The sequence below is a fragment of the Terrabacter ginsenosidimutans genome, from assembly GCF_039539425.1.
GTDB classification, from domain to species: domain Bacteria; phylum Actinomycetota; class Actinomycetes; order Actinomycetales; family Dermatophilaceae; genus Terrabacter; species Terrabacter ginsenosidimutans.
This window is the reverse complement of the sequence record NZ_BAABDC010000004.1, coordinates 448,482-465,667: the sequence shown is the minus strand read 5'-3', so window position 1 is coordinate 465,667 and position 17,186 is coordinate 448,482. Positions and strand designations below refer to the sequence as shown.

12 protein-coding genes and 1 tRNA gene are annotated in these 17,186 nt (G+C 71.6%); 10 read left to right on the top strand and 3 right to left on the bottom strand.

Annotated elements, in window-relative coordinates:
* Window positions 1-31 precede the first annotated feature (31 nt).
* Window positions 32-105, top strand: a tRNA-Val gene (locus ABD831_RS14925).
* Between the two features lie 97 nt (window positions 106-202).
* Here ABD831_RS14925 and ABD831_RS14920 read toward each other — a convergent pair.
* The gene (locus ABD831_RS14920; RefSeq protein WP_344948081.1) at window positions 203-1,009 is read right to left on the bottom strand and encodes a DUF427 domain-containing protein; all 807 of its coding nucleotides are present in this window, start codon (window positions 1,007-1,009) and stop codon (window positions 203-205) included.
* 173 nt (window positions 1,010-1,182) lie between these two features.
* Here ABD831_RS14920 and ABD831_RS14915 point away from each other — a divergent pair, with 173 nt between their 5' ends.
* From ABD831_RS14915 to ABD831_RS14900, 4 genes are read left to right on the top strand one after another with little or no spacing between them, the layout of a single operon-like run.
* Window positions 1,183-2,565: a phosphoribosyltransferase family protein gene (locus ABD831_RS14915; RefSeq protein WP_344948078.1), complete on the top strand. Its 1,383-nt coding sequence runs from the start codon at window positions 1,183-1,185 to the stop codon at window positions 2,563-2,565.
* On the top strand, window positions 2,562-3,890 hold the full coding sequence (locus tag ABD831_RS14910; RefSeq protein WP_344948075.1) for an erythromycin esterase family protein: 1,329 nt from the start codon (window positions 2,562-2,564) through the stop codon (window positions 3,888-3,890). Before ABD831_RS14915 ends, ABD831_RS14910 begins: the two co-directional genes overlap by 4 nt.
* A gap of 58 nt (window positions 3,891-3,948) precedes the next feature.
* Window positions 3,949-4,299, top strand: a complete 351-nt coding sequence (locus ABD831_RS14905) for a hypothetical protein (RefSeq protein ID WP_344948072.1) — start codon at window positions 3,949-3,951, stop codon at window positions 4,297-4,299.
* A 40-nt stretch (window positions 4,300-4,339) separates the two neighbouring features.
* Window positions 4,340-4,861: a flavin reductase family protein gene (locus ABD831_RS14900; protein ID WP_344948068.1), complete on the top strand. Its 522-nt coding sequence runs from the start codon at window positions 4,340-4,342 to the stop codon at window positions 4,859-4,861.
* 54 nt (window positions 4,862-4,915) lie between these two features.
* Here the strand turns inward: ABD831_RS14900 and ABD831_RS14895 are convergent, their stop codons facing one another.
* Together ABD831_RS14895 and ABD831_RS14890 are read right to left on the bottom strand one after the other, a co-directional pair.
* Window positions 4,916-6,889, bottom strand: a complete 1,974-nt coding sequence (locus ABD831_RS14895) for an acyl-CoA dehydrogenase family protein (protein ID WP_344948066.1) — start codon at window positions 6,887-6,889, stop codon at window positions 4,916-4,918.
* Between the two features lie 22 nt (window positions 6,890-6,911).
* On the bottom strand, window positions 6,912-7,604 hold the full coding sequence (locus ABD831_RS14890; RefSeq protein WP_142177858.1) for a TetR family transcriptional regulator: 693 nt from the start codon (window positions 7,602-7,604) through the stop codon (window positions 6,912-6,914).
* A 98-nt stretch (window positions 7,605-7,702) separates the two neighbouring features.
* On the opposite strand from ABD831_RS14890, the gene ABD831_RS14885 reads away from it, so the two are divergent.
* From ABD831_RS14885 to ABD831_RS14865, 5 genes are all read left to right on the top strand, one after another.
* Entirely contained in the window at window positions 7,703-9,010 is a 1,308-nt protein-coding gene (locus tag ABD831_RS14885) for an acetyl-CoA C-acetyltransferase (RefSeq protein ID WP_344948061.1), read from the top strand.
* A 2-nt stretch (window positions 9,011-9,012) separates the two neighbouring features.
* Window positions 9,013-10,332, top strand: a complete 1,320-nt coding sequence (locus ABD831_RS14880) for a 3-oxoacyl-ACP reductase (protein ID WP_344948059.1) — start codon at window positions 9,013-9,015, stop codon at window positions 10,330-10,332.
* Window positions 10,333-10,350: 18 nt separating this feature from the next.
* Window positions 10,351-11,208, top strand: coding sequence for a MaoC family dehydratase (locus ABD831_RS14875; RefSeq protein ID WP_344948056.1), 858 nt, complete (start codon window positions 10,351-10,353; stop codon window positions 11,206-11,208).
* Window positions 11,209-11,521: 313 nt separating this feature from the next.
* On the top strand, window positions 11,522-13,507 hold the full coding sequence (thrS, locus tag ABD831_RS14870; protein WP_344948055.1) for a threonine--tRNA ligase: 1,986 nt from the start codon (window positions 11,522-11,524) through the stop codon (window positions 13,505-13,507).
* Between the two features lie 224 nt (window positions 13,508-13,731).
* Window positions 13,732-17,013 carry a GH92 family glycosyl hydrolase gene (locus ABD831_RS14865; RefSeq protein ID WP_344948052.1) on the top strand — a complete coding sequence of 1,094 codons (3,282 nt, stop codon included), beginning with the start codon at window positions 13,732-13,734 and terminating at the stop codon, window positions 17,011-17,013.
* The last annotated feature ends 173 nt before the right edge of the window (window positions 17,014-17,186 follow it).

The window sequence follows — 17,186 nt, the reverse complement described above, 5'->3', positions numbered from 1 at the left end:
GCCCCGACGCCTTGTCGTCACAGGGGCGCCCGGACGTGTAGCTCAGCTGGTTAGAGCGCTCGCTTCACACGCGAGAGGTCAGGGGTTCGAGTCCCTTCACGTCCACCGACACACAGGAGCCGCCCCGCGCCAGCGCAGGGCGGCTCTTCTCGTCCCCGTTCCTGACCGGGACGGTGTGCGGTCTCCGCCCGCCAGCGGTTCGTCAGCGGGTGCGGGTCGGCCCGTCGGTCGCTCGCGGGTCGCCGGGCATGGAGGTGTCGACCGACACGCCGTCGACGAGCACCTCGGCGGGCCTCCAGAAGCAGACCATGTCCTTGACGGGGAGCGCGTCGTGCAGCGGGTCGGGGTAGAACCACGCGACGTCGGCGGCGCCGTCGGCGCTGAGATAGGACGCAACTCCCTTGTAGGCACACACGGTGTGATGTGCGGACGGCGACAACAGGTCCATGCGGACGTCCTCCCGAGGCAGGTACCACCGCACCGGCAGCGAGGTCTCGACGAGCATCGACGGTCGCGTCGACTCGGCGACGGTCACACCACCGACCTCGACCCGCACGTGCCGGCTGCTGCGCAGCACGTCGATGCGCTTGAACGGGTCGTGAGGATGACCCATGACGGGCTCGTCCTCCTCAAGCCACTCGAACGGCTCCCAGTGCACCACCACCCGGCCCCCGAGCTCGGGGGCGTCGGGCCGAAAGGCCACCTCACCCCGGTCGCCCAGGTGCAGCGAACGGCCGGGCACCGTGTGCCACTCGTTGTGCTGCGGCGGCAGCACCGGCCCGCGCAGCTCCGGCACCGGCGACGGGTCGTGCTCGCTCAGGTCCAGCTGGAGATCCCCCGGCGGCACGGCATACCAGGGCACGACCCGGTGGGGCTCGTAGACCAGCATCGCGTCCCGGGTGTCGAGCACCGTCCGCCCGTCCAGCAGGGCACGGATCCGCTTCGGCGTCGTGGTGTGGCGCAGCTCGGCGAGATCGCGGAACCACTGCTGCCCCAAGTCGATGGCCATGGTCCAAGTGTGCGCCTCGGCGCGGGACGAGGTCGCTGATCGCGGCCGCTCACAGGGACGGGACCTAGGTCTCTGTCGGGGGATCGACCCACGGGCGACGATGGGTGACGACGGGCGGGCGAGGCCGCGGCGCGACCCATGTCTGCGCCGCTCGTGTGCGGAGGGAGGTCGCCGTGGTCCTGTTCGAGGACCGGCGGGACGCCGGTCGGCGGCTGGCGGCGAAGCTGGCATTCCTGCGGACCCGGGACGTCGTCGTGCTCGGGCTGCCCCGTGGAGGGGTCCCGGTCGCGTCCGTCGTCGCGGAGTCGCTCGACGCGCCCCTCGACGTCATCGTCGTGCGCAAGCTCGGGGTCCCCTTCCAACCGGAGCTCGCGATGGGCGCCATCGGTGAAGGCGGGGTCAAGGTCGTCGACCACACCCTGCTCGCACGAGCCCGGATCACCGAGGAGGACCTCGAGGTCGTCGAGCGTCGGGAACGGGCGGTCCTCGACGCGCGGGTCGAGCGGCTGCGACGCGGCCGCCCCCGGGTCGACCTGCACGGGCGGATCGCGGTCATCGTCGACGACGGGATCGCCACCGGGTCCACGGCGCGCGTCGCGTGTCGTGCTGCACGGCAGCTCGGAGCCGAACGCGTCGTGCTGGCGGTCCCGGTCGCTCCGGCGCAGACCCTGCGGGAGCTGCCCGAGGCCGACGCCGTCGTGTGCGTGTCGGCGCCCGAGCACTTCCGGGCGGTCGGCGCCCACTACGAGGACTTCTCGCCGACGAGCGACGACGAGGTCGTCGCCCTGCTCGAGCGGGCCGACCATCGCGCACGGCTGACGGACACGGCTGCTGCCGGTGGTGGAGGCGGGGACGGACTCGCCGGCGACACCGACGAGGACGTCTCCATCCCGGCCGGCCGGGTGTCGATCGAGGGACACCTGCACCTGCCCGCCGGTGTCGCCGCCGCCCCGGACGCCACCGGCGTCGTGGTGTTCGCGCACGGCAGTGGCAGCAGCCGGCACAGCCCACGCAACCGCTACGTCGCCGAGGTGCTCCACGAGGCCGGGCTCGGCACGCTGCTGCTCGACCTGCTGACGCCCGAGGAGGAGGGCGACCGGGCCCGGGTGTTCGACATCCCGCTGCTGGCGAGCCGTCTGGGGTCCGCGACCGACTGGCTGGCCCGGCGGCCCGACACCGGCTCCTGCCTCGTCGGCTACTTCGGGGCGAGCACCGGCGCGGGTGCAGCGCTGTGGGCCGCTGCGGAGCCCGGTTCCCAGGTGGCCGCCGTCGTCTCCCGGGGCGGCCGCCCGGATCTGGCAGGACCGAGGCTGGCGGCCGTGCGGGCGCCGACCCTGCTCATCGTCGGAGGGGCTGACCGGGAGGTCCTGGCCCTCAACAGGAGGGCGCGGGACGACCTGAGCGGCTGTCGCTGCGAGCTGGCCGTCGTCCCGGGGGCGACACACCTGTTCGAGGAGCCCGGGACGCTCGGCGAGGCCGCGGCACTGGCCCGTGACTGGTTCGTCGAGCACCTCGGAGTGGGCTCGCAGGACGCGACACGAAGGAGGCGGCCATGAGCACGGCGCCCGGCCCGAACGGTGGGGCCCCGATGGTGGCCGAGGTGCGCTCCCTGTCCAGACCCCTGAGCGACGTCACCGACCTCGACCCCCTGGTCGCGCGCGTGCACGGTGCCCGGTTCGTCTGCATCGGGGAGGCCTCCCACGGCACGAGCGAGTACTACCAGTGGCGGGCCCTGCTCAGCCGCCGTCTCATCGAGGAGCACGGCTTCTCGTGGATCGGCGTCGAGGGCGACTGGCCCGACTGCTGGCGGATCAACCAGTGGGTCAAGGGAGAGGCCGACCAGCACCTCGACGCGGTCGGCGTGCTCAGCCGGTTCGAACGGTGGCCGACGTGGATGTGGGCCAACCGGGAGGTCGCGGACTTCCTGACCTGGCTCCACGCCTACAACCTGGCGCGACCCGGCCCCGCTCGGGTCGGCTTCTACGGCCTCGACGTCTACTCCCTCTGGGACTCGCTCTGGGAGGTGATGGGGTGGTTGGAGGCCAACTCCCCGGACGCGCTGCCGACGGCCCTGCGCGCGTGGCAGTGCTTCGTGCCCTTCGGCGAGGACCCGCACCTCTATGCCAGGAGCACCCGGCTCGTCCCCACGGGCTGCGAGCCGGAGGTGGTGAGACTGCTGGTCGAGGTGCGCCGACGTGCCCGGGAGACCCTGGGGGACGAGGAGATGCTCGACGTGGTGCAGAACGCGGAGGTCGCCGCCAACGCCGAGCACTACTACCGCACCATGGTGCGCGGGGACCGCCAGTCGTGGAACGTCCGCGACCACCACATGGTCGACACCATCGGGCGCCTCGCCCGTCATGGTGGGCCGGGGTCCAAGGGCCTCGTGTGGGAGCACAACACCCACGTGGGCGATGCTCGCGCCACCGACATGGCTCGGGAGGGACTGGTCAACGTCGGCCAGCTGCTGCGCGAGCGGCACCCCGCGGACTCGGTCGCCCTCGTCGGCCTCACGTCGCACCGGGGCACCGTGGTCGCCGCTGCCGCGTGGGGAGACCCCGAGAGCGTCCTCGCGGTTCCCGAGGGGCGCGCGGGCAGCCTCGAGGCGCTGCTCCACGACAGCCTGGGGGACCCGGCCGTCATCGTCTTCCCCGACGACCGCTCGGGCCCGTGGCTCTCGAGCTGGATGGGGCACCGGGCCATCGGCGTCGTCTACCACCCCGACCGCGAGGCCAGGGGCGTGGGCAACTACGTGCCCACCCGGATCGGAGCGCGCTACGACGCCCTGATCTGGCTCGAGCGCACCACGGCCCTGCAACCCCTCCACCACGAGGGACGCCCCACCGAGCCGGAGCTGGAGACCGAGCCGACCGGCTTCTGAGGTCGGCTGCGGAGCGGCTGCACGGCGGGGAGCCTCACGGCGGACTAGCGTGGGACCCATGATCGCCACGGTCTCGAGCCTCTACATCTATCCCGATTCCGACGCGCCCGGGCAGCAGCTCGACTCGGTCGCGATCACCGAGACGGGCCCCGAGGGCAACCGCTCGAAGAAGCATGCCGTGCACCTCGTGACGGTCGACGACTACGTCGAGACGCACCCCAAGGCCAACATCGTCCTCGACATGGACGCCTCGGGGCTCGACAAGCTCGTCGGCCGTGTCGTCCGGCTCGGCGACTGCACGCTCGAGATCACCCAGACCCCCTCGCAGTGCGCCGGCGTCTATGCCCGGGTGGTCGAGCCCGGAGAGGTGTCGGTCGACGACGCCCTCCTCGTGGCCGAGCCCCAGTGAGCGTTCCGGCGGCGCCGCCGCGCTCACGAGGGAACGCCCGGTGACGATCCACACGGAGCACCCGTTCGACGTGCCCGAGGAGGACCGCGACCAGGTGCGTCGCCTCCGGGGGCGCATCGGCGGCACGGTCTCGCTGTGGACCTCGGGCGCGGGCATCGAACGAGCCGGCCTCACGGTGTCGTCCTACCTCGTCGCGACCGGCGACCCCGGACGGGTCGTCGGTCTCCTCCACGCCGAGTCCGACCTGCTCGACCGTCTGGAGGAGACCGGGACGGCCGTGGTGGCCCTGCTGGGCGCCCGGGACCAGGGACTCGCCGACGCCTTCGCCGGCACCATGCCGGCTCCGGGCGGGCCCTTCCGGCTCGCGGAGTGGGAGCAGACCACCTGGGGCCCGCGTGCCACCTCGTCCGCGACGTGGATGGGGGTGCGCCTGGACCCGGCGAGCCGGCACGACGTCGGCTGGTCGGTGCTGGTCGAGGCGACCATCGAGCACACCGAGGTCGGCGCCGACGAGGCGCCCCTCGTGCACCGCCGGGGCCGCTACGAGCGCCCGACCCACTGACGTCCCCTCACGTCTTGACGTCCTCACGTCCTGACGGGCAGTGAGCCGGCCCCGTCAGGCGGTGCCGGACATCTCGGTCGTCAGCAGTCCCGTCGGGATGCCGAACGCGTCGACGAGCGTCAGCGCGTGCGGACGCAGCTCGGCGCACAGCTCGTTGACGACGGCGGTCAGCGCCTTGGCGCGGGCGGGGCTCAGCCGGTCGTGCTCGAGGTACCACCCCTTGTGGCGCTCGATCGTCGTGAGGGCATGCAGGTCGCAGACGCGGGCCAGCACCGCGCGTGCCTCGGGGTCCCTGCACGACTCGACCGAGGCGGCGAACGTCTCGGCGACCAGCCGCTCGACGTGTGCCGTGCCGGCGTCGACGAGGTGGTCCTGGGTCGCGTTGAAGACGGCGAACGCGTCGGCGCCCGGTGCGGTCGCGCGTCGCAGCCGTCGTGCCAGGCCCTCGATGAGGTGCTCCTCACGCTCGCGCAGCAGGCGCAGCTGGGTGCCGCGGATGCCGAAGGTCACGTCCTCGTCGCGGCCGGGAGCGGCGTCGACGAGGCGCTGGATGATGCCGCGGGCCGCCGAGCGCTCGATGACCGTCCCGCCGACGAGCCTTGCGCCGAACCGCACGATGCCTGCCGTGTCGAGGTCACCGAAGGTCGCCTGGTACTCGGTGAGGAGCGACTTCGCGACGAGCTGGAGGAGGACGGTGTTGTCACCCTCGAACGTCGTGAAGATGTCGGTGTCGGCCTTGAGGGCGGCCAGGCGGTTGGCCCAGAGGTAGCCGGCGCCCCCACAGAGCTCGCGGCACTCCTGGATCGTGTCGGTCGCGTGCCGAGTGGTCAGGACCTTGATGCCGGCGGCCCGGGTCTCGAGCCGGCGCTGGTCCTGCTCGGACGTCGTCCGGCCGGCCAGCACGTCGTCCATCGTGGCCACGAGCTCGTGCTGGGCGAGCTGGAGGGCGTATGCCGTCGCGATCCTCGGCAGCAGCCGCCGCTGGTACGTGCGGTAGTCGAGGACGGTCGTCTCCACATCGGAGTCGGGGGCGGCGAACTGACGACGGCTGACGGCATACGTCGTCGTGACGGCGAGGGCCGAGCGCGCGGCGGCTCCCGCCCCGCCCGCGACGGAGATGCGGCCACGCACGAGGGTGCCGAGCATGGTGAAGAAGCGGCGGCCGGGGTTGTCGATGGGGCTCGTGTAGGCACCGTCGTCGCCGATGTCGCCGTAGCGCCCGAGCAGGTTGGTGCGGGGGACCCGCACGTGGTCGAAGAGGAGGCGCCCGTTGTCGACCCCGCCGAGGCCCAGCTTCGGTCCGCAGTCCTCGATGGTGACGCCCGGCGCGGGAGCGCCGTCCTCGTCCCGGATCGGGACGAGGACGCAGTGCACGCCACGTGACTCGCCGTCGACGACGAGCTGTGCGAACACGGCTGCGAGCCGTCCGTCGCGCGCTGCGTTGCCGATGTAGTCCTTGCGAGCGGCGGGTTCGGGGGAGTGGACGACGAGCTCGTCGCCCGCCGGGTCGAACGTCGCGGTCGTCAGCAGGCTCTGGACGTCGCTGCCATGGCCCGTCTCGGTCATCGCGAAGCAGCCCTGCAGCTCGCCCGAGATGACGCGGGGCAGCAGGTGGTCGTGCCGGCTCGTGCCGAGCAGGGAGACGGCGCCACCGAAGAGGCCCCACTGGACGCCGGCCTTGACGAACAGCGACAGGTCCGTGTGGCCGAGCATCTCGAATGCCGCCACCGCCTCGCCGTAGTGCGCGGTCCCACCTTGGTGCTCGGGGAAGCCTTGGGCTGCAAAGGGTTCCGCGGCGAGAGCCGCAAGCTGGGAGGTGACCCGGGCCCGGTGCTCGTCCATCGGCAGCGGCGCGGACGACGGCCCGAACGTCGCCGGGTCGAGGCCGCGGCAGTGGTCGCGCACGTCGCCGAACGGACCGTCGAGATGACGGCGCAGCGCGGAGGCGAGGGTGGCGTCCCGAACCTGCGGGGGTGTCGGTGGTGTCTCGGCTGGGACGTCGGTGGGGGAGTCGGTGGCCGTGGACATCTGGTGCCTTCCGGTCTGGACCTCAGGAGGTCGTGGTGGTCGGGGAGGTGAGGACGGGAGCGAGGCCGTGCCAGGCCAGCTCGGTCAGGGAGTCGACGACGGAGGCGCGCGGGGCGCGATCGCTCTCGGGGGTGGCGAGCCAGTCGTCGGCGACGGCGCGGACCGACCCGACGAGGGCGATGGCCCAGGTGCGAGCCCTGGAGGGGTCGGTCGCGCTCGCGCGCAACGAGTCGAGCAGCAGCCCGGTGAGCTGGTCCGTGACCTGGTCGACGGTGCCGCCCACCGGGTCGTCGGCCAGGGGGCGGTCGACGAGGGGCCGGTTGACGACGAAGCGGTAGACCTCGGTGTCGGACTCGACCAGTGCGAGGTAGGCCTCGACGGTGGACTCGACGAGCTCGCGAGTGTCGGCCGCCGGGGTGCTCGACCGGGAGAGTGCGGCGCCGACGTTGCGGACGACGCGGCCGTCGATGCGTTCGGCGACGGCGCGGTAGAGCCCGGCCTTGTCGTCGAAGTGCCGGTAGATCACGGTCTTGGACGTGCCGGCCTCGGCGGCGATGTCGTCCATGCCGACCCCCGCGCCGTGGACCCGGATGGCGCGGATCGTCGCGTCGACGAGCGCGGCCCGGCGCTCCTCGCGGTGTCGCTCCCAGCGTGAGTCGCGTCCGTCCCGGGTCGTCGCCGGCCCTGCGGCGGTAGTGGCCACGTCGTCGTCCATCTCACGAAAGTAACAGGTACTGGCTGTACCGACTACTGGCAGTTTCGGATATCTTGGACGACGACGACCGGTCCGACATCCGAGCTCAGGAGAGACCCATGGCTTCCCAGTCCACCCCGCGGAGCACGCCGCGCACGCCGCGCCGCGTCGCGGTTCTCGGGGGCAACCGCATCCCGTTCGCCCGGTCCAACGGGCCCTATGCCAAGGCGTCCAACCAGGACATGCTCACCGCCACCGTCGACGGGCTCGTGGCGCGCTACGGCCTCGCCGGTGAGCGCCTCGGAGAGGTCGTCGCCGGTGCCGTGCTCAAGCACAGCCGGGACTTCAACCTCACCCGCGAGACCGTCCTCGGCACGCGCCTGGACCCCACGACCCCGGCCTACGACATCCAGCAGGCCTGCGGCACCGGGCTCGAGGCGGCCATCCTCGTCGCGAACAAGATCGCCCTGGGGCAGGTCGACGCGGGCATCGCCGGCGGCGTGGACAGCGCGAGCGACGCCCCCATCGCGGTGAGCGAGGGGCTGCGGCAGACCCTCCTCGCCGCCAACCGCGCCCGTTCGGCGGGGGAGCGGGCCAAGGCGTTCGCAGGACTGCGTCCCGGACATCTCGTCCCGGCCGTCCCCGAGAACGTCGAGCCGCGTACCGGCCTGTCGATGGGGGAGCACATGGCTCTCACCGCCGCGCAGTGGGGCATCACGCGTGAGGCCCAGGACGAGCTCGCCGCCGCGAGCCACCACCACCTCGCCGCCGCCTACGAGCGCGGCTTCTTCGACGACCTCGTCACGCCCTACCTGGGTGTCTCGCGCGACACCAACCTGCGTCCCGACTCGAGTGTCGAGAAGCTGTCCACGCTCAAGCCGGTCTTCGGCAAGGGGGACGGGGCGACGATGACGGCGGGCAACTCGACACCCCTGACCGACGGCGCCTCGGCCGTGCTCCTCGCGAGCGAGGAGTGGGCAGCGGAGCACCGGCTGACCCCGCTCGCGTGGTTCGTCGACGCCGAGACCGCGGCCGTCGACTACGTCCACGGCGACGAGGGTCTGCTCATGGCGCCGGCGTATGCCGTGCCGCGCCTGCTGGCCCGGAACGGCCTGAGCCTGCAGGACTTCGACTTCTACGAGATCCACGAGGCCTTCGCCGCCACGGTGCTCACGACCCTCAAGGCGTGGGAGGACCCGGACTTCTGCCGTGAGCGCCTCGGCCTGGACGGGCCCCTCGGCTCCATCGACCGGAGCCGACTCAACGTCAACGGCTCCTCGCTCGCCGCCGGACACCCCTTCGCGGCCACCGGAGGACGCATCGTCGCCTCCCTGGCCAAACAGCTCCAGGAGGCCGGCGGAGGTCGCGGCCTCATCTCCATCTGCGCTGCCGGTGGGCAGGGCGTCGTCGCGATCCTGGAGGCCTGACCATGAGCGATCTGTTCACGACCATCGTCAGCTCTCCCGTGGCCAGGAAGGTCGGCGTCCCGCAGCCCACCCGGCTGCGCCGCTTCGAGCCGGGTATGCCGTTGTGCGACGGTCCCGTCCTCGTGGCGGGCGGCGGCCGGTTCGCCGAGGGCCTCACGTCCTGGCTGGCCGGCGCGGGGGTCACCACGGTGTCGACCGCATCCGATGCGGAGGACAAGGTCGGTGCGGTGGTGCTCGACCTCAGCGCCGCCGTCGACCCTGCCGAGCTCGACCAGCTGCGCCTGCTCGGCGCCCCGGCCGTCAAGGCGCTGCGGCGCAACGGCCGCGTCGTCGTCATCGGCACCGACCCCGAGACCCTGACCGACGTCGCCGAGGTGACGACCCAGCGCGCCCTCGAGGGCGCCGTACGTTCCCTCGGCAAGGAGCTGCGCGGCGGGGCCACCGCCAACCTCGTGCTGGCCCGAGGTGATGCGCAGCACGGCGTCCGCTCCGCCGTCGAGTTCTTCCTGTCCGGTCGTTCGGCCTACGTCGACGGACAGGTCGTGCACGTCGACGAGTCGACGAGCGCGGACGCCGACGCGCTCCGTCCCCTCGAGGGCAAGGTCGCGGTCGTGACCGGGGCAGCGCGTGGCATCGGTGCGGAGATCGCGAAGGTGCTGGCCCGGGACGGCGCGACGGTCGTCGCCGTCGACGTGCCGGCCGCCGGGGACGCCTTGGCGCGGGTGGCCAACGAGGTGAAGGGCACCGCCCTCCAGCTGGACGTGACGTCCGACGATGCGGGTCGCCGCATCGTCGAGCACGCCACCTCGCGCCACGGCGGGCTCGACGTCGTCGTGCACAACGCCGGCATCACGCGCGACAAGCTCTTCGTCAACATGGACGACGACCGCTGGCGCAGCGTCATGGAGGTCAACCTCCGCTCGGTCCTGCGGATGAACGACGCGATCCTCGGTGAGGGCGGTCTCTCCGACGGCGGCCGCATCGTCTGCGTGGCCTCGATCGCGGGCATCGCCGGCAACCGCGGTCAGACGAACTACGGCGCGAGCAAGGCCGGTGTCATCGGCCTCGTCACAGCGTTGTCGCGCCAGGTCGCCGACCGTGGCATCACCGTCAACGGCGTCGCCCCTGGCTTCATCGAGACGGAGATGACGGCACGGATCCCCTTTGCCACGAGAGAGATCGGGCGACGGATGAACTCGCTCCAGCAGGGCGGGCTGCCCAAGGACGTGGCCGAGACCATTGCGTGGCTCGTCCAGCCGGGTGCCGCCGCCGTGACCGGTCAGGTCGTCCGCGTCTGCGGGCAGAGCCTGCTCGGTGCGTGACGGGAGCGTGACGTCGCGATGACCAGGGAGATCACGCTCGAAGGAGCTCCGGACCTGCGCCGCATCTACGCGACAGCAGCCCTGCGCCGGGGAAACGCCGGCGAGACCGTGCCCGACGTGCGCTACTCGCGTGCCGGCATACGCCTCGACGTCGACGACCTCGTCGCCTACTCGCACGTGTGCCGGTTCCCCGTCTCGGGCACGCTGCCGCCGACCTACCCGCACCTCGTCGCCTTCCCGCTCCAGATGGCGGTCATGAGCGGCGACCGATTCCCCCTCCCGCTCCTCGGCGCCGTCCACGTCGAGAACCGCATCGAGGTCGTCAGGCCCGTCGGGGTCGACGAGCCGCTCGACGTCTCGGTCTGGGCGCAGGACCTCAGGCCGCACCGCCGTGGACGCCAGGTCGACCTCGTGTCCGAGGTGGGCGTGCGCGGCGAGGTGGTGTGGCGTGGCGTCAGCACCTACCTCTCGCGCGGCACCGAGCACGCCGACGCCGAGCCGTCCGAGCCGCCCTCGACGGATCAGCTCGCGGCCGTCACCGCCGGCCCCCGTTGGCGCCTCGGCGAGGGCACCGGTCGGTCGTATGCCGCGGTGTCCGGGGACTGGAACCCCATCCACGTGCACGCCCTGACGGCCAGGCCGCTGGGCTTCCCCACGGCGATCGCGCACGGTATGTACTCCTACGCGCGGGTGCTCGCTTCCCTCGGTCCGCGACTCCCCGCGTCGGGGCTGACGAGCCGGGTGTGGTTCCGCAAGCCCGTGCGGCTGCCGTCGACCGTGCGTCTGCGGACCGCCTTCGAGCCGTCGCGGACCCTGTCGGTCCTCGAGGACGCGAAGGGTGAGATCGAGCACGCCGTCGTCGAGAACACGTGGTGACCCCGAGCCGCCGAACCCTGTGAACCGTCGAGAGGCCACATGTGGCCGCCTCGGCGACGTCGAGTGGCCACGGAGACTGGCCATACGTGGCCTTTCAACGTGCGTGGAGCGGCCATTCATGGCCTCTCGACGGTGGGGGTGCTGGTCGGGTGCCGGGTCCGTGCGGCCGTTCTCGCCGTCTCGGGTGGCCAGTCATCCCAAACCGCGTCGCCCGCCACGTCGGTGTCTCGATACCCTTGCCGAGCCGCACCGAGCGGCGCCACCCACGACTCGCCGCCCGACGGCGGGTCCTGTCGAACGAGGAGCACCAACCGTGTCTGCACAGATCACCGTCACCGTCGCCGGAAGCGAGCGATCGGTCGCGGAGCAGACGACGGCGGGTGAGCTCTTCGAGGGTGACCGCGCCGTCGTCGTCGCGCGCGTCAACGGTCAGCTGCGCGACCTCTTCCACCCCGTCGGCGACGGTGACGTCGTCGAGCCGGTGACGGTCGACAGCGAGGACGGCCTCGCCGTCCTGCGCCACTCGACCGCCCACGTCCTCGCCCAGGCCGTTCAGTCGCTGCACGCCGATGCCAAGCTCGGCATCGGTCCGCCCATCCGCGACGGCTTCTACTACGACTTCGACGTCGAGACCCCGTTCCACCCCGATGACCTCAAGGCCCTCGAGAAGGCCATGCAGAAGATCATCAACGAGGGACAGACCTTCTCCCGTCGCGTCGTCACCGATGCCGACGCGCTCGAGGAGCTCAAGGACGAGCCGTACAAGTGCGAGCTCGTCGGCCTCAAGGGCGGCAACGCCGACGAGGCCGCCGAGGGTGCCGGTGTCGAGGTCGGGGCCGGCGAGCTGACGATCTACGACAACATCCGCCGTGACGGCACGCGCGCCTGGGGCGACCTGTGCCGCGGCCCGCACATCCCGAGCACCAAGCTCATCGGCAACGCGTTCAAGCTGATGCGCTCGGCCGCGGCCTACTGGCGAGGCTCGGAGAAGAACCCCCAGCTGCAGCGTGTCTACGGCACCGCCTGGCCGACGAAGGACGAGCTCAAGGCCTACCTCGACCGCCTCGCCGAGGCCGAGCGCCGCGACCACCGCCGCATCGGCGCCGAGATGGATCTCTTCAGCTTCCCCGACGAGCTCGGCTCGGGCCTCGTCGTCTTCCACCCCAAGGGCGGGGTCATCAAGCGGGAGATGGAGGACTACGTCCGGCGCCGCCACATCGAGGAGGGCTTCTCCTACGTCGGCACTCCGCACATCAGCAAGGAGGCGCTGTTCCACACCTCCGGGCACCTGCCGTACTACGCCGACACGATGTTCCCGCCGATGGAGCTCGAGGGCGCGAAGTACCAGCTCAAGGCCATGAGCTGCCCCATGCACAACCTCATCTACCAGTCGCGGGGGCGGTCCTACCGCGAGCTGCCGCTTCGCCTCTTCGAGTTCGGCGGCGTCTACCGCTACGAGAAGTCCGGCGTCGTGCACGGCCTGACCCGCGTGCGCGGCATGACGCAGGACGACTCGCACAGCTACGTGACCGCCGAGCAGGCACCGGCCGAGATCAAGCACCTGCTCGACTTCGTGCTGGGTCTGCTCAAGGACTTCGGTCTGGACGACTTCTACCTCGAGCTGTCCACCCGCGACACGGAGGGCGAGAAGTCGTCGAAGTTCATCGGCTCCGACGAGCAGTGGGAGGCGGCGACCAAGGTCCTCGAGGAGGTCGCGACCGCGTCCGGCCTCGAGCTCGTCCCGGACCCGGGTGGCGCCGCGTTCTACGGTCCCAAGATCTCGGTGCAGGCGCGCGACGCCATCGGCCGCACCTGGCAGATGTCGACGATCCAGTACGACTTCAACCAGCCCGAGCGCTTCGGCCTCGAGTACCAGGCTGCTGACGGCACCCGCCAGCAGCCGGTCATGATCCACTCGGCGAAGTTCGGGTCGATCGAGCGCTTCCTCGGGGTGCTCGTCGAGCACTACGCCGGGGCCTTCCCGGTGTGGCTCGCCCCGGTCCAGGCGCTCGGTGTGCCGGTGGCCGAGGACTATGCCGACTACCTCAGTGAGGTGCTGGACCGCCTGAAGCGCAAGGGAGTTCGCGTCGAGCTCGACGCGAGCGACGACCGCTTCCCGAAGAAGATCCGCAACGCGAGCAAGTCGAAGGTCCCGTTCACGCTGATTGCCGGCGAGGAGGACCGGGCCGCGGGCGCGGTGTCCTTCCGCTACCGCGACGGCTCGCAGAAGAACGGCGTGCCGGTCGACGACGCCATCGCCGAGATCCTCGCCGCGATCGAGAGCCGCGCCCAGGTCTGAGAACCGCCAGGCCACCCACGGCGTATGCCGTGTGGTGACCGGGAAGGAGCCCCGCCGACGTGTCGGCGGGGCTCCTTCGCGTGCCGGTGGCACACGGCATACGTCCGCGTTTGTCCGATGTCCCGCGTCCATCGGACAGGACAGGCGCCTCCGGTTGACCGTCGGACCGGACATCACGAGTCTCGGGCAGGACACCGTCGTCGTCGCTCGCCAAAGGAACGTCCATGCGCACCGTGCTCCGCTCGCTCGGCACCGTCGTCCTCGCCGCCACCGCTCTCGGCCCGGTCCTGCCGTCCGGGGCGCCCCCGACGGCCGCGGCCGCCGAACGGCTCGTCCAGTCCGTCAACCCGTTCATCGGCACCCAGGACAACGGGAACACCTTCCCGGGTGCCAGCGCGCCGTTCGGGATGGTCCAGGTCAGCCCCGACACCGGGGGAGAGGGCGGCTACGACTACTCGCAGAAGTCCATCTACGGCTTCAGCCAGACGCACCTGTCCGGCGTGGGGTGTCCCGTCGTCGGGGAGCTGCCCGTCATGCCGACGAGCGGCGCCATCACGAGCGTCGACTCCTCGCGTTACGCGTCGAGCTACTCCCACTCCGACGAGGAGGCGGGCCCCGGCTACTACCGCGTGGGGCTGCCGACCTACGGCGTCCAGGCCGAGCTGACGGCGACGGACCGCACCGGGTGGCAGCGGTTCACCTTCCCGGCGGACAAGGCTGCCAACGTCCTGCTCAACACGGGCAAGGCCAACATGCGCGTCTTCGACTCGGAGGTGCACGTCGTCGGCGACCGTGTGGTCGAGGGCCGCATCCACGACGGCAACTTCTGCGCGGGCAAGGACCAGCACACGGTGTGGTTCCGCGCCGAGTTCGACCGCCCCTTCAGCACCTTCGGCACGTGGAGCGGCTCCACGCTGACGGCCGGCGCCCGTGACGCCTCCACCAAGGACGGCGGCAACGGCGCGGCCGTGACCTTCCCGACCGGGACGACGTCGGTGACGATGAAGGTCGGGCTGAGCTACACCGGCGCGGACGGCGCCCGCGCCAACCTCTCCACGGAGACCGGCGACGGCTTCGACTTCGACGCAACCAGAGCGGCACTCACCCAGCGGTGGGAGGAGCAGCTCGGGCACGCCCGCGTCACCGGCGGCTCCGACGAGCGACGGACCGCCTACTACACGGCGCTCTACCACTCCCTCATGCACCCGAACCTCGCCTCCGACGTCGACGGGCGCTACCACGGCTGGGACGGGAAGAACCACGTCGCCGAGGGCTACACCCCGCGCCAGAACTTCTCGCTGTGGGACACCTACCGGCCGCAGAACCAGCTGCTCGAGGTGCTCGCCCCCGACGTCGCGCGTGACTCCTACCTCTCGGTGCTCGCCATCGGGCGAGAGGGCGGCTGGCTCCCGCGGTGGGCGCTCGTCAACAGCGAAACCAACATCATGACCGGCGACCCCGTGACGCCGTTCCTCGTCGAGGGCTGGAGCAAGGGCTTCCTGGCCGGGCACGAGGCGGAGGCGTACTCCCTGCTCAAGCAGAACGCCACCGAGCAGCCACCCGCCGACAGCCAGTACAACGGGCGGTCCGGCCAGCACTACTACGAGAAGCTCGGCTACATCCCCTTCGGCCTGCGCGTTGGCACCGACTGCGTCTCCCACGGCGGAGACAACGACTGTGCGCACCCCGCGTCGGCCACGATGGAGTACGCCGCTGCCGACGCCTCGCTCGCGATCATGGCCAAGGGACTCGGCCACACCGCCGACGCCTCGGTGCTCACCGAGCGCAGCGGCTGGTACAGGAACCTTTGGGACGCCGGCACGCAGACGTTCCGCCCGCGCATGAGTGACGGCACGTGGCTCGACCCGTACGACCCGGTCGAGGCGGCGCACGCCTTCCACGAGGGTGGCTCCTACCAGTACCAGTGGCTCGCCCCGCAGGACCCCGCCGGCCTCGTCGACCTGATGGGTGGCCGTGGTGCCACCGAGAAGCGCCTCGACAACTTCTTCGCCTACGACAAGCTGCTGAAGGACCCGGCCGGCACCGCCCGGACCGACTGGATCGAGGCGACCTACGCCTACTACAGCAAGCCGACCTACAACCCGAACAACGAGCCCGACCTGCTCGCGCCCTACGTCTACGCGTGGGTGCAGCAGCCCGCCAAGATCGCGACCGTCGCCCGTGCGGCCTTCACGCTCTTCACCGACGGCGCGGACGGCATGACGGGCAACGACGACCTCGGCACGATGTCGGCCTGGTACGTCTTCTCGTCATGGGGCCTCTACCCGACGATGAGCGGCGCGAACTTCTTCGTCGTCAGCTCGCCGCAGTTCGAGCGTGTCGACATCGACGTCGCGTCGCCGGCCTCGGTGCGGACCGGCCAGGGTGGCCGACTGACGATCACGGCGCCCGGCGTCTCGGACGACCGACGCTACGTGCAGAGCCTCGACGTCAACGGCAGCAAGAGCACGAAGAGCTGGGTCGGCTGGGACGCGCTGCGCAGCGGTGGCACCCTCGCCCACACGGTCGGCACGTCGCCGAGCCGCTGGGGCACGACGCCCGCCGACGTGCCGCCGTCGGCTGTGCAGGCCGGCCGCGACCCGCGTCTGTCACTGTCGATGACCGCGCGCCCCAACCCCGTCGTCGTGCCCACCGGGGCGCGTCAGGCCCGCTTCTCGGTCGACCTCGTCGGTCAGGCGCCCAAGAGCCTCCCCGTGCAGCTCGACGTCTCGGCCCCACAGGGCTGGTCGGCCGCGGTCGGCGGAAGCGGTGACGGAGCAGCCGTGCTGCACAGCGACGGCGTGCCGGCCAGCGCGTCGGTGCCGGTGACGCTCACCCTGCCGGCCGGGCTGGGTGCCGGCTCGCACGAGGTCCGCGTCACGGCGTCGGCACCGGGCGTCGACCCGGTCACCAAGGTCGTCACCGTGCAGCTGCAGGAGGCGCTCGACTGCGTCCCCGGTGCTGCCGGCTGCGCCGTCGACCTCGCCCCGGCGCGCAACCACGACGGGACTGCGACGGTCGAGGCGCCGAGCGACGGCAACTTCGACAACAGCGGCTGGAGCTACGACGCGGCCCTGCTGCCGGCGGCCGGCACGTGGGACTGGAACGGCGTCACGTATGCCGCCCCGGTGACCTCGGGCACGACGCCGAACTTCGTCGAGGGGCGTGGGCAGACGATCCTCGTGCCGGCGGCGAGCCGCAGCTCGATCCACGTCATCGGCTCGACGCACAACGGCGACGTGTCGACGGCCCTGCGCCTGACCTACACCGACGGCAGCGTCCAGTCCGTGCCGATCGCGCTCACCGACTGGGCGGCCGGCAGCGGACACAACGGCAACCAGGTCGCCATCGCGATGGACCACCGCATCAAGGGTGGCTCCGGTGTCGACGGACCCCCTGTCCAGCTGTTCGGCACGACCGTTGCCGCCGACCCGGGCAAGCAGCTCCAGTCCATCACCCTTCCCGGCGACGACCGTTTCGAGGTGTATGCCGTGTCGCTCGGCTGACCGTCGCCGGCCGGTCCCGGCGGGTCATGACCGGCCCGCCGGACCGGCACGGTCGCGCGAGGAAAAAAGTCCCGGGGAAATCGGGGAACTGCTTGCGCGCCGGGATGCACGGGGATACAAATGAGGGACCGAACCGCTTCGGCGGAACGGGTTCCGAATCGCTTCGGCGATGA

Bases quoted from the DNA above. Each gene is read 5' to 3' on its own strand.
- ABD831_RS14865 (WP_344948052.1), top strand. From the start codon at position 13,732: ATGCGCACCGTGCTCCGCTCGCTCGGCACCGTCGTCCTCGCCGCCACC.
- ABD831_RS14895 (WP_344948066.1), bottom strand. From the start codon at position 6,889: ATGTCCACGGCCACCGACTCCCCCACCGACGTCCCAGCCGAGACACCA.
- ABD831_RS14890 (WP_142177858.1), bottom strand. From the start codon at position 7,604: ATGGACGACGACGTGGCCACTACCGCCGCAGGGCCGGCGACGACCCGG.
- ABD831_RS14920 (WP_344948081.1), bottom strand. From the start codon at position 1,009: ATGGCCATCGACTTGGGGCAGCAGTGGTTCCGCGATCTCGCCGAGCTG.
- ABD831_RS14885 (WP_344948061.1), top strand. From the start codon at position 7,703: ATGGCTTCCCAGTCCACCCCGCGGAGCACGCCGCGCACGCCGCGCCGC.
- ABD831_RS14905 (WP_344948072.1), top strand. From the start codon at position 3,949: ATGATCGCCACGGTCTCGAGCCTCTACATCTATCCCGATTCCGACGCG.
- ABD831_RS14880 (WP_344948059.1), top strand. From the start codon at position 9,013: ATGAGCGATCTGTTCACGACCATCGTCAGCTCTCCCGTGGCCAGGAAG.
- ABD831_RS14875 (WP_344948056.1), top strand. From the start codon at position 10,351: ATGACCAGGGAGATCACGCTCGAAGGAGCTCCGGACCTGCGCCGCATC.
- ABD831_RS14910 (WP_344948075.1), top strand. From the start codon at position 2,562: ATGAGCACGGCGCCCGGCCCGAACGGTGGGGCCCCGATGGTGGCCGAG.